The 12426-nt window shown below is 44.5% G+C and carries 12 protein-coding genes; 7 read left to right on the forward strand and 5 right to left on the reverse strand.

Annotated features, from left to right (window positions below; genetic code table 11):
• The first annotated feature begins 252 nt into the window (after positions 1-252).
• Positions 253-870: a TetR/AcrR family transcriptional regulator gene (locus L5M51_RS10510; protein ID WP_263172620.1), complete on the forward strand. Its 618-nt coding sequence runs from the start codon at positions 253-255 to the stop codon at positions 868-870.
• Positions 871-969: 99 nt separating this feature from the next.
• Here the strand turns inward: L5M51_RS10510 and L5M51_RS10515 are convergent, their stop codons facing one another.
• Positions 970-1857 (reverse strand): LysR family transcriptional regulator, encoded by an 888-nt coding sequence (locus L5M51_RS10515; RefSeq protein WP_131523268.1) that lies wholly within the window; start codon positions 1855-1857, stop codon positions 970-972.
• 90 nt (positions 1858-1947) lie between these two features.
• Here L5M51_RS10515 and L5M51_RS10520 point away from each other — a divergent pair, with 90 nt between their 5' ends.
• Both L5M51_RS10520 and L5M51_RS10525 read left to right on the forward strand, forming a co-directional pair.
• The gene (locus L5M51_RS10520) at positions 1948-2382 is read left to right on the forward strand and encodes a PACE efflux transporter (protein WP_012089847.1); all 435 of its coding nucleotides are present in this window, start codon (positions 1948-1950) and stop codon (positions 2380-2382) included.
• A gap of 327 nt (positions 2383-2709) precedes the next feature.
• Complete coding sequence (locus L5M51_RS10525; RefSeq protein WP_263172622.1) at positions 2710-3534, forward strand: substrate-binding periplasmic protein; 825 nt, start codon at positions 2710-2712, stop codon at positions 3532-3534.
• A gap of 28 nt (positions 3535-3562) precedes the next feature.
• On the opposite strand, the gene L5M51_RS10530 is transcribed toward L5M51_RS10525, so the two are convergent.
• A complete protein-coding gene (locus tag L5M51_RS10530; RefSeq protein ID WP_263172623.1) occupies positions 3563-4453 on the reverse strand; it encodes a LysR family transcriptional regulator in 891 nt (296 codons plus the stop codon).
• A gap of 140 nt (positions 4454-4593) precedes the next feature.
• Here L5M51_RS10530 and L5M51_RS10535 point away from each other — a divergent pair, with 140 nt between their 5' ends.
• On the forward strand, positions 4594-5850 hold the full coding sequence (locus tag L5M51_RS10535; RefSeq protein ID WP_028761418.1) for an adenylosuccinate synthase: 1257 nt from the start codon (positions 4594-4596) through the stop codon (positions 5848-5850).
• Between the two features lie 152 nt (positions 5851-6002).
• Here L5M51_RS10535 and L5M51_RS10540 read toward each other — a convergent pair whose 3' ends face one another.
• On the reverse strand, positions 6003-6983 hold the full coding sequence (locus tag L5M51_RS10540; protein WP_028761419.1) for a chemotaxis protein: 981 nt from the start codon (positions 6981-6983) through the stop codon (positions 6003-6005).
• 352 nt (positions 6984-7335) lie between these two features.
• Here L5M51_RS10540 and L5M51_RS10545 point away from each other — a divergent pair, with 352 nt between their 5' ends.
• Entirely contained in the window at positions 7336-7761 is a 426-nt protein-coding gene (locus L5M51_RS10545) for a thioesterase family protein (protein WP_263172624.1), read from the forward strand.
• Between the two features lie 214 nt (positions 7762-7975).
• Here the strand turns inward: L5M51_RS10545 and L5M51_RS10550 are convergent, their stop codons facing one another.
• Together L5M51_RS10550 and L5M51_RS10555 are read right to left on the reverse strand one after the other, a co-directional pair.
• Positions 7976-9469: a putative bifunctional diguanylate cyclase/phosphodiesterase gene (locus tag L5M51_RS10550; protein WP_263172776.1), complete on the reverse strand. Its 1494-nt coding sequence runs from the start codon at positions 9467-9469 to the stop codon at positions 7976-7978.
• 90 nt (positions 9470-9559) lie between these two features.
• Positions 9560-10402: an HDOD domain-containing protein gene (locus L5M51_RS10555; RefSeq protein WP_028761421.1), complete on the reverse strand. Its 843-nt coding sequence runs from the start codon at positions 10400-10402 to the stop codon at positions 9560-9562.
• A gap of 328 nt (positions 10403-10730) precedes the next feature.
• Here L5M51_RS10555 and yegQ point away from each other — a divergent pair, with 328 nt between their 5' ends.
• Complete coding sequence (yegQ, locus tag L5M51_RS10560; protein WP_105251727.1) at positions 10731-12098, forward strand: tRNA 5-hydroxyuridine modification protein YegQ; 1368 nt, start codon at positions 10731-10733, stop codon at positions 12096-12098.
• Between the two features lie 4 nt (positions 12099-12102).
• Entirely contained in the window at positions 12103-12354 is a 252-nt protein-coding gene (locus L5M51_RS10565; protein WP_006082676.1) for a YfhL family 4Fe-4S dicluster ferredoxin, read from the forward strand.
• Positions 12355-12426 lie beyond the last annotated feature (72 nt).

Below are 12426 nucleotides of genomic sequence, written 5' to 3' on the forward strand. Positions count from 1 at the left end.
TTTAATTAAAAGTGTGCACTTACCCTAGGCATACAATGCGTCCAGAGGCAAAAGGCTACGAGTTTGAACGGCAAAGCATTTTGATGAATATTGAAGCAAATACTGACTAACGCAGATAACATGCTGAACTTAGGTGACAACTTGAATGACTAAGTAGACATATCCCCCTAAGTCCGTCATCGGTGGCAAGTGTGGCTGGACAGGGACTAAACCCATGTCTATCCTAGGGGCAATTGAGAATTGAGGAGCCTAATGATGTCAACCGTCACCCAGACGCCCTGTGTTGGTCGCCCACGAGCTTTTGACACTGACGATGCATTAGCAAAAGCCTTAGAAGTCTTCTGGCGCAAAGGTTTTGAAGGTACATCGTTAACCGATCTCACCCAAGCTATGGGCATTAATAAACCTAGCCTTTATGCCGCTTTCGGTAATAAAGAACAGTTATTTCTCAAAGCGATAGAATTGTATGAACAGCGCCCCTGTGCGTTTTTCTATCCCGCACTTGAGCAGAAAACCGCCTATCTGGTGGTCGAGTCGATGCTGCTCGGGGCCGCGAGCTCTTTTGTGGATAAAAGCCATCCGCAGGGATGTTTGATTGTTCAAGGGGCATTAACCTGCAGTGAAGCAGGGCAAGCGATTAAAGACACTTTGATTAATCGTCGCCGCGACGGTGAAATCGCTCTGTGCGAACGACTGCAACGCGCCAAAGATGAAGGAGATTTGCCCGCAGATGCCGAGCCATTACTGCTTGCCCGTTATGTCGGCACAGTATTGCAAGGCATGGCCGTACAAGCGACCAGTGGGATTTGCCCGAATGAACTGCGCCAAGTCGCCGAACTAGTGCTGGCTAACTTTCCGCGTAATGATTAATCCTGATTCACCAATCCTGATCCACAAAAACTAAACCCCAGTAGAGTACTCACTTAACTGGGGTTTTATTTATGCTTTGCTTTATTTCTGTCCAACCATTTATTTCTGTCCAACCAAGAGTTCTCTAAACAGTTGTCTGAGTCGTTTCAATAATGGCAGGCTGCTTTTATCTTGATGCTGGATCACATCGACGTTTGCATGCCAGCCTATCTGCTCAAATTCTATGGGGACGCGAGTTAAGTTACCCGATGAAACTAAATTGGACGCCATATGCTCGGGCAATAGACACCAACCATGGCCCTGTAATGCGAGCTCCAATAACACGTAATAGTTATCGGCATACCAAACATCAGGACTGAACGCCTGCTGAAAACTACTGGTTTTAGTATTCCGTGAGCGGATAAGTAATTGTCGATACAGTCGCAATGAGTCCATATTCGGTGCAACTGATTTTGCTAAGGGATGCGAACTCGCCACATAAAGATCGAATTGAATCACCCCAATACTCTCAAAATCTATACTACTTGGCATAGATAATTCACTAAAAATCAATCCTGTAGATGCTCTTCCCGAATGCACCATGTCGATAATATCTATGCTTGAGGCACTGAGAAACTCAAGTTCGATATTAGGGAAATCACCTTCTAACAACCGAATAATTTCAGATATTCTCTGTATCGGAATGCCTTCATCCATCGCAAGGCACACTTCTGAAGATTGACTACTGAAGAGCGATAAGGCGGTATGTTTGAGCCTACGATGTTGAAGAATCGTCGCTCTTGCGTAGGGCAGTAATTTACTACCTTCGGCCGTTAATACCGGATAACGACCCGAACGGTCAAATAACTCAACCCCACAGTCAATTTCAAGATTCATCACATGCTGGCTAATCACGGATTGTGCTTTCTTAAGTTGCCTTGCAGCATTCGAAAATGAACCCGATTCTACGGTTTCAATAAAGGCTTCGAGTTGTTCGAGACTAAACATATCGTTTTTACCGATACTATCTAACTATAACTTATCCCTATACTAGATAAAATTATGGCCATAGTCACATTAAATGAATGGGAAATAGCCATGAAAACGACAGAACGTATCTTTAACGCCTTACTCTTTGAAGCGATTGCACTCGCTATTATTATCCCCGTTTCTGCCCTTATATCAGGCAAGGGAACCAGTGAACTTGTCATAGTTGGTATCGCTTTGAGTCTTTATACCGTGGTATGGAACTACTTCTACAACCTAGGATTCGACAGGGTATTTGGGGCAAATCGAGAGCAACGCACTTTGAAAACCAGAATACTGCATACCTTTGGATTTGAAGGGGGACTTATTTTCATTAGCATACCGACCATCGCCTGGTTTCTACAGATAGGTTGGTTGGCAGCCATGGGCTTAGAAGCGGTTTTTTTGATCTTTTTCTTCTTCTACAGCACCCTATTCCATTGGTGCTATGACAAGTATCAGCCCTATAAGACTTGGTTTACGATGCAAGCCACTAAGATCAAATAGCGCAGCTAACATCAACACACATCACCATCAAACGAACCTCACTAAACAATTTAGCGATTCGTTTGATGGCAACATTGAAACTTATCCATTTCAATTTCTTCTACTTAGCAAGAAAGCTAAACCAGTTCATGTGTTGCCCAGCGTAAAATTCCCCTTAAACACAATACATAAAAATAATAGACCCGCACACAGTAAACTGAGGTTGTTAAAATATCCTATTAACGTCACAAAAGGACTAACTATCAGTAATTAATATTCAAATCATTAGTCTAGATATAATTCTTTATGCTATAAAAGCCATATATTAAGCGGGGAGATGGAAGCAAAATGCGCGCAGGGAACAGAATGAGGCTCAGGATGCAGCAGGCATTAAATTTGCCGTCAGCATTGATACTTAGCATCGTTTTATTGCTCGTATCCATTATTTGCAACATGGCACTCGCTAAAGAAAGTAATGCAATACCAGCAGAATCGCAACCTCAAGCCATAACCTTAGCCGCAGAAGACAGTTGGCCACCTTTCGCCAATCAGTTTGGTCAAGGTATTTCCCATCGTTTAATCCAAGCCGCATTTAAACAGTCGCATATTGAAGTGAATAGCTTAGTTGTACCCTACTCCCGTGCCTTAATGATGGCGGAAAAAGGTGCAGTTGATGGGGTGTTTAACGTCACCCGCGAGAACAGTACTGAGCAACGCTTCATCTTTGGAAACACCCCATTATTTATCGCCACGGCTTCTTTTTATCAAAAGAAACAAAAACCTATTCTGGCAGACAATAAATGGGCGCTACCTAAAGGCACCGTTATCGGCGTGATTAAAAGCTATGAATATGGCGATGAGTTTCCCGCATTAGTTAAACAGCAACAGCTCAATATCGTCACCGTCGCCAACCAACAACAGCTCATCAATTTATTGTTGATTGGTCGCATAGATGCCGCCTTGATGTTCGACTTAGTCGCGAAGGAAAACCTGAAAAAAATGGGGGTAGATGATGAGATTATTCCTGCATTTGCTAACCACAGCAGCGATATTTTTTTGGCCTTCTCGAAAGGAAATCCACAAGCACAAACCTTAGCAAGCCAACTCGACGCTGGCTTATCACAGCTAAAAGCCACAGGCCAATACGACAAACTGCTCTTAGTCGCTGACTAATCCACTATCGCTACAAGCGAATGATAGATTACCGCTGCGAGCGAATGATCTCTTGATTCACCCAATATAACAGTTGCTTAATAGCCTTCGACAGGATCTGATTCTGGCGCACAATATAACCTAAACTCGTTGTAGGGAATTGCGGTAGAGGAGTGACTTTAGTGGTGAGATTCGCCTTAGTGTAAACCGAAAACTCCGGTACGATAGCCACACCAAATCCCGCCTCAGCCCAATCGATTTGCGCGTCAACACTACCGACTTCCATTATTCTGTAATTCGATAAGTTCAGCGACGGCAATGCGGGATCGAGCAATTCGCGGGTTCGCGTATCGTGTCCTAATAAAATCAACGTCGGTTGCTCGGCTAAGGGCGTATCCACAGAGGGTTTTGCCTGCTGCCATTGCAGTAAATTATCTCCGATTGCACACCATTTAATCTGTTGTAGCTCAGTAAAATGCAGTGGCTGACTTTCCTTCTGCGCAATCACAAACCCTAAATCTGCCTCGGCATTTTTCACCAATTCAGAGGCTTGTGATGAGGTTGTGTTGAGCAGTGAGAAATCTATTCCCGGAAACTCCGCCTTAAAGAGCTGAAACGGCTGGATCAATAATAACCGCGAGATAATATCGCTGGCGGCAATGGTCAAGGTGCCTTGACTAAGGTCATTAATCGCATTGAGATCCGCCTGACAAATTTGTAGCTCCATTAACGTCTTCTGACTGCTCTCTAACAGGCGAAATCCCGCTTGCGTTAATCGAAAGGGATTACGGTCAATCAGCTTGACTCGAGTGCTTTGCTCTAACTGCTTAATATGCAAGCTAACATTGGGCTGCGTCATGTGCAGCGCTGTGGCCGCTTTCCCAAAATGCTTGTATTCAGCCAAAGTCACGAAGGTCTTTAACCAATGGATATCGAGCATAACGCCACCTTTTGCAAAGTATTAGAGTTAATGATAGCCAATGATATATGAAATTCTTATTGGGATGATAACCATAATTAATTTCTCTTATTCAAATGACGGGTCTAGCATAGCGTCTTAATCAATGAGGAGATGTTGTTATGCCGTCGATCGTGGTTGTGGGTGCAAATTGGGGTGATGAAGGCAAAGGCCGCATCGTAGATTATTTAGCCGCGGATGCCGCTGCCAGTATTCGCTTTCAAGGTGGTAACAACGCTGGCCATACCGTCGTCAACGACTATGGCACCTTTAAATTACACCAATTACCGAGTGGCATTTTCAACCCTAACTGCGTTGCAGTTTTAGGCCCTGGCATGGTGATCAGCCCTGAAAAACTCAGTGTAGAAATTGCTGAAGTGCAAGCGGCTGGCATTGAAGTCAAATTATGCATTTCTGACCGTGCTACCTTGTGCTTACCTCTACATGCATTAGAAGATACCTTAGAAGAACAACGTCTTGGCGACCTCGCCTATGGTTCAACCCGTCAAGGGATTGCGCCAGCCTATGGCGATCGCGTGATGAAAAAAGGCATTTTAGTCGGCTGGTTAAACCAACCTGAAGTGCTGCAAGAGCGCATTCAATTTATGCTCGACTGGAAATTACCGCAGTTAAAAGCACTTTATCCAAGTTGCGATTTTAATCAAACCGCCGCCGAAATGACCGCATGGTTATTAGAAGTGACGGCACCTTGGCGTCCGTTTATTTGTAACGTGACAGAGCCATTAAAAGCATTACAAAAACAAGATGCGAGCTTACTGTTTGAAGCGCAATTAGGTGCTGGCCGCGACTTAGTCTACGGCGAATATCCTTATACCACATCTTCAAACGTGACTGCGGCTTACGCGGGTATCGGCAGCGGTTTACCAGCCCTGCGTCCAGAGCGCGTCATTGCTGTCGCGAAAGCCTTTAGCTCATCAGTCGGCACAGGCACGTTAGTGACCGCAATGGAAGAGCAAGACGCCTTCCGCGAAAATGCCAACGAGTTTGGTGCAACGACCGGCCGTCCACGTGACATGGGATATTTTGATGCTGTTGCCACCCGTAATGGTGTTGAGCTACAAGCAGCAACCGAAATTGCCCTGACTAAGATTGATTGTCTTTCTGGCATGAAAGATCTGAAAATCTGTGTTGCCTATGCTGGTGAACACACTGAGAACCCAATTTGGCCACAAACTGCTGCGTTAAGCCCAGTGTATGAGCAAATGCCAAGCTGGAGCGAAGATATTACTGGTTGTCGCACCTTCGAAAGCCTGCCAGTCGCCGCACAACAATATGTTGAACGTATTGAAGACTTAATGGGTGTGCGCGTTAGCATGGTTTCTGTTGGACCAGAGCGCGATCAAATGATCATTCGCTAGTAAACAACGTTTACCCTACAAAAAAGCCATATTCGCCTCGGTGAATATGGCTTTTTACTTTGATATGGTTTGTCATTGAAGAATCACTCAAGACGTTGATAGAGATGACTCGAATACCCCATATTCAAATATCGCCGCTAAGTGAAATAGCATTACTCTTCGAATACGTATTTATCTATCATACCGACCATACGACCAATTTCTGGTTTAGTAATGGTATCGTTAGCACCTAATGCCATCGCCTTTGCGCGGTTATCTTCACTCATTAAAGAGGAAAACATCACAATTGGCATTTGTCGATACGCCTTGGATTCTCTTAAGCGTTTCACCAAATGCATGCCATCCATGCGAGGCATCTCAACATCCGTAATAATGGCGCTGACAAAATCAGAGATCGAAGCATTATCTTGGTCAGCAAGATTCTCAAATTCCATTAGCATTTCAAGGGCATCACCACCATCTTTGGCTGTGATAATGTTGTAACCTGCGCTGCGAAGGGTATTTTCGATCATCTTACGAATAAAAGCGGAATCATCGACAATTAAAATCGTTTTCGCTTCACGTTTCGCCAGCATTTTATCATTGATCAGTACACTTCTATCGAGCGTGACATCGTACTTATCCATACTCAGTTCAGGATTGATATCGGCAATAATCTTCTCAAAATCCAATATCATAATGAGCATGCCATCACGGCGCACTACGGCAACGACACAATCATTTTCACCCGCTTCTAAAAATTGACTCGGCGATTCAACTTGCTCCCACGACACTCTATGGATGCTACGAACACTATCGATTAAAAATCCATTAATCATCTTATTAAAATCAGTCACTATGACCACTTTGTGTGTTAAATCCTCAGGTGTCGATATTCCAAGCCAACCGGCAAGATCGACCAAAGGGATCAACTTTTCTCGCAGCGAGAACACCCCAACCATGTGCCGCTGGGCATTGGGATAATCTGACGTTTCTGGCACCCTAATTACTTCTCTCACTTTGGCGACATTAATACCGTAATGGCACACTTTATGGCCACCATTGGGAAGTGTCTTATGTAGATGAAACTCAATAATTTCGAGTTCATTTGTGCCACTCTCAGTCAATATTTCTGATTTTTTAATTTCGCTCATATAAAGCTCTCAACCTAGCAAATCAACGTAAGAAAGGGATTGCAGTTATCAGTATAGGAAGGGGTTAATAAATTAGGCACGATAGTGTGATTTTACTGCCTGATTAGCGTGATATTTTTTGGGTAACAAGCATTTTATCTATAAGCAGAAAAGCGTCCCATAATCGAATCTAATGACGATTTCAGTAGTCACATTGTCAATCATGTCCAGATTAAGCATCGCCGTTGCCGACCTAAAGTAGTCTGCACATTTCCTTTAACAGCGCTTTTGTCTCTCCGCATTAGAGGTTTTGTTTTAAGAGATAAGCCGCTAAACTATTGCGCAATAAAACTATCTAGAATAGCCGTACCCCATGCCGCAATTTAGCCCGACCTTTTCTTTCCCAGTGCAAATCTACTATGAAGATACTGATTTTTCTGGCGTGGTGTATCACCCCAACTTTTTGAAATACTTCGAGCGAGCCCGTGAGCATGTGATTGGTGCTGAGCGTTTAAGTGCATTATGGCAACAAAACCAACTGGGTTTTGCTGTGTATCGTAGCGATATGTTGTGCCATGAGGGGGTGGAATTTGCCGATATTATCGATGTTCGCACTAAGTTTTACTTTGAGAGTAAGTACCGCACTGTGTGGCAGCAGGAGATTTGGCGTCCACAGGGTAAAAAGCCTGCGGTCACGGCAACCATTGAAATGGTGTGTATGAATCAAGCCCGCCAACTAGCGCCTATGCCAGCAGATTTAATCGCCATATTAAGTCTTGGTTTCACATCAAGCGAATAAAGCTAATACTCTTACATACAAGTACGCGCGCGATTTCCTGAGCTTATTTCGACATCAGCAAAGGCAACAAAAATCACTCAAAGAAGTACAACTCAAATAACGATAACTGGACAGTATTAAGGCGCGGCTGTAAGCCTTAGTACTCTTGATTTAACGAGCATTTGATTTAACGAGCATTTGATTTAACGAGCGCTTACTTTAATGAGCACAAGGTTTAGATTGTATTATGTAGTTGGGCCCAGTTCATTTCGAGTTCGGCGGCACTCATGGGCTTCGCGTAATACATGCCTTGTATAGTATCAACCCCCATAGCCACCAACATATTTCTAATCTCAAGCGTTTCAATTCCTTCAACAGTTACCTCATAGCCGAGTTTTTTGGCAATATTAATACCGGCTTCGAGGATGTATTCCGACGGTTTATCCTGCTCAAGATCCTTTAAAAAGGCTTTATCGATTTTGACTTCATTGACGGGTAGATGCTTCAAGTAAGCCAGTGAAGAATGACCGGTACCAAAATCATCAATTGCAAGCCTCACCCCTAACGCACGAATTTTATCTAAGGTTTCGACCGCCTTAGTTAAATCCGCCATTAAAGTACTTTCAGTAATTTCGATCATCAAGGATTCGGGTGGGAGCTGGTAATAGGCTAATCTTGCAGCAATTTCTTGGGGTAAGGTTTCACTGTCAAGATCCCGTGTCGACAGGTTAACTGCAACACACAATTGTATCCCCGCCGCGCGCCATTTTGCCTGCTGTGCTAAAACCTGATCGAGTGCCCATTGGCTGACTAAATCAATCATGCCAGCATATTCGGCTAAGGGAATAAATTCTCCAGGAGAAATAATCCCGAGTTCGTCATGCTCCCAACGCATCAAGGCTTCAACCTGAAAACATCGACCCGTTACAATATCCTGTTTAGCTTGATACACCATATATACTTGATTACGTTGCAAACCTTTAGGCAAACTATCGATAATTTTCAGTTCTCTTAACTGACGAATATCATCATTTTGGGCATAGTAAGCAATCGCGCTACGAGAATGGCGGGCTTTCTTCAGCGCCAAATCGACTCGACGTAGCATCTGACTCGTGTCGGCGTGGTGTTCTTGTAAATGCAGACAGCCGATTTGAAGCTTAACGCTGACGGGTGTGTTCTTAATGCTAAAAGGCACTTGCAACCGCCCTCTTAAGTGGACTAATTGCTCCTCAGTCAACGCTTGCTCGTAATACAAACAAAATTCATCACCATTGAGCCGTGCGATTAATCTCGGGGATAAACTTAAGCTGCTTAGGCGTTCGGCAAATTGCTTCAGCAGGATATCGCCAAACACAAAACCAAAGAGATCATTCACATAGCGAAATCGATAAATATCAATTAGCACTAATGTCCCTTGAGTCAGCGGCATCATGCCGGTAAGAGTACGTTTCAAGCCGACACGATTAACAAGTCCTGTTAGCTTATCCTTGCCCACACTTGCCGGTAACGCCTTTAATAATTCATTTAAAGTATGGTAGAGAGGAGCAAACGCTTGGGGGACAATGCCAATGTCTAAAGCTTGGCGTTCAACCTTTTGCTGCTCTAGCTGGGTACAAAGCTGTGCTAAGAATTTTTGCTGCGACCGTAAAGATCTGTATTTTGCCTGCAGGATATACAATGAAAATATCAATAAAGCGAGAGAAGCGACAACTAACCCGATTACGAACATACCTTGGCCTCTGCCATACCACGTAAGCTTTTTCTCAAATGACACGATAAAAGATATCAGCGCCATTTGAATTCCATTTAGGCCTAACGATTATTGGTAACTTTCTCTAATTGAATGGAATTTTTCCATAAACTCATCACTGGCTAAATCATCGGTCGTCACAGGTAATCCACGGGCGACAAACACACCGAGACGTTGCTCTAGTTCAGTGCCCGCTCGCAATTCACCGGTATAAAAGGCCGCTGCACGGATAAAGTCAAGATAGGTGACATGATCGGGTAGATAAGGTAAATCAGCCCAACGCTCAACCACTTCCATCACTTCGGTAGAGAAATCCCAACTTTTCAAAACAGCACGACCCAAAGGCCCTTGCATTTTACGTACGAGCGCGCGTAATTGATCAATGCTAGTGAATAAATGGGGATGCGCCTCCGCTTCTGTTAATACAGGTAAGGCGCCAATGTTATGCACGAGTCCAGCTAAGGTTAAGGTATCAAAATTTAACCGACTGGTTGAATGACGCTTATTGTACATCTGCAGCATGGCACAAGACGCAGCGGTTACATCGATTGAGGTACGCCACACTTCGTCCATGACTTCCCACACCATTTCATTGGTGGAAATGAACAATTGCTCCATCGCCACCGAAGTGGCAATGCTTTTAATCTGAATTAACCCAATGCGTGAAACCGCACTATTAATGCTTTCAGCGGGGACGCCTCGGCTGTATAAGGCACTATTGGCCACCTTAATAATACGCGCAGAAATCGCCGCATCTTGGCCGATCACTTCTGCCACTTGTTTAAGGCTAGCATCTGAGCGTCCGACCACTTCTTGCACCCGCATCGCCACTTCAGGCAAGGTCGGTAGCACTAAGGCATCATCTTTTAGTTTTTTTAATAAACTGACTAACAGTAGATGTTCGGTAGACATCTTAGCTCCCATCAATCTGTAAACATGAACATTGGATAGTTGGAGTATATCAGTTGGCTGTCATTAGATACGTAGAAAAAAGCAACGGACGTTAATAAATTGTATGATTGCGTTATCAATTTTGCCTTAATTATCGGCTTTAATCTTCTACAGTAATCATCACCAGAGCTGAAATATTCCTCGCTGCTCGCTCACGCTAAACGCCCTATATTCGCAAAATGTGAAGTACTACTAAAGTTAGTGAAGGCAATTTGCATACCCCTACTTTCATTGTGTAAAATGCCGCCCCCGCGCACCGCGTCATTTATTAACCCATTTGAGAGTGATTATGTTTAAACCTGAGCTACTGTCTCCAGCTGGAACCTTAAAGAACATGCGCTACGCCTTTGCCTATGGCGCAGATGCAGTGTATGCCGGTCAGCCAAGATATAGTCTAAGGGTACGTAACAATGACTTTAAAATGGAAAACCTAGCCACTGGGATTGAAGAAGCCCATGCACTCGGTAAAAAGCTGTATGTGGTGAGCAATATCGCGCCCCACAATGCCAAGCTAAAAACCTATATCAAGGACATGGAACCCGTAGTGGCGATGAAGCCTGACGCACTGATCATGTCCGATCCCGGTTTAATCATGATGGTGCGTGAAGCGTTTCCTGATCAAGTGGTGCATTTATCCGTGCAAGCGAATGCCATCAACTGGGCCTCGGTAAAGTTTTGGCAAACCCAAGGCATCAAACGCGTGATCCTGTCACGCGAATTGTCTTTAGATGAAATCGAAGAAATTCGTCAGCGCTGCCCCGATATCGAGCTTGAAGTGTTTGTGCACGGCGCCCTGTGTATGGCGTATTCAGGCCGTTGTTTACTCTCGGGTTATATCAACAAACGCGATCCTAACCAAGGCACCTGCACTAATGCTTGTCGCTGGAAATACGATGTACACGAAGCGCAGCAAAATGACAGCGGTGACATCATTGCCATGCCAAATGCGGTGCAAATTGAAACGCCAACGACCTTAGGCGCAGGCGCCCCCACAGATCAAATTTACCTACTACAGGAAGCCAATCGCCCCGGCGAATACATGCCCGCCTTCGAAGATGAGCACGGCACTTATATCATGAACTCTAAAGACTTACGGGCCATTCAGCACGTTGAGCGCCTGACTAAAATGGGCATAGACTCGCTCAAAATTGAAGGTCGCACTAAGTCCTTCTATTACGTTGCCCGTACCGCACAACTGTATCGCCGCGCGATTGAAGATGCTTCATCGGGTAAAGATTTCGACCGCAGCCTAATGAATCAATTAGAAGGCCTAGCCCACCGTGGTTATACCGAAGGCTTTTTACGTCGCCATGTGCATGATGAATACCAAAATTATGACTATGGCTACTCAGTTAGTGACACCCAACAATTTGTAGGTGAACTGACGGGCAAACGTAATCTTGCAGGATTGGCCGAAATTGAAGTAAAAAACAAGTTCTCCGTTGGCGACAGTGTTGAACTGATGACACCGCAAGGCAATATCAGTTTGACGATTGAACAACTCGAAAATCGCAAAGCTGAAGCAGTTGAAGCAGGCTTAGGTTCTGGGCACACTGTGTATCTACCCGTGCCGAAAGAAGTCGATTTGAGCCACGGTATTTTGCTGCGTAACTTGCCCCAAGGTCAAGATACTCGCAACCCACATGAACTAGGTTAAGATCATGGCACTACTGATCGACGATAGCTGCATCAATTGCGACATGTGTGAACCTGAATGTCCTAATCAGGCCATCACTATGGGCGAAGAGATCTATGAAATCGATCCAGACCGTTGCACCGAATGTGTGGGTCACTACGACAAACCGACTTGCGTGTCTGTCTGCCCCATTGATTGCATCGACCCAGATCCAAACCGTGTCGAATCTAACGACGAATTGTTAGTGAAATTTGCCGTGTTAACGCAAAAAGCTTAATCACGTCACCTGACCGAGTGGCTATAATGCCTCTTGGTCAAATCTGCTCTAATACCTGCCATAACCTGCGCA

It is taken from the genome of Shewanella sp. SM73 (genome assembly GCF_025653795.1).
Lineage (GTDB): Bacteria > Pseudomonadota > Gammaproteobacteria > Enterobacterales > Shewanellaceae > Shewanella > Shewanella oncorhynchi.